Annotated in this window: 1 protein-coding gene; it reads right to left on the minus strand. The window is 44.9% G+C overall.

Translation table 11 applies throughout. From position 1 onward, the window contains the following. Window positions 1–287: SWIM zinc finger family protein (locus ACOSDR_RS20300; protein WP_420732357.1), on the minus strand; the 287-nt coding region annotated here is incomplete at both ends.

Here is a 287-nt window from a genome sequence, read left to right on the forward strand (position 1 = left end):
CTCTGGTTCAGTCTGTTGTAAATACCGTTTAAAATCATTCAACCAGCGCTGCGCCTGATCATCCCCCCGTTGGCGTTTTGCGATTCCCTGCGGGGATTGAGAGTCAGCATAACGCTGCTGAAATTCCTGACGATATTCTTGAAAGAATAACCGCGCTAAAGCAGCAGCATGTTTACAGTTATATCCAACCGGACAAGTGCAGTCGTCATCGATTAAACGGTCTTTTTGGGGATTATAGGTAATTGCAGTATCGTAATAATCTGTCCCTTCAATTTGGGCATACATCG

The organism is Hwanghaeella sp. 1Z406, from assembly GCF_048892425.1.
Lineage (GTDB): Bacteria > Pseudomonadota > Alphaproteobacteria > UBA8366 > Aestuariispiraceae > Pacificispira.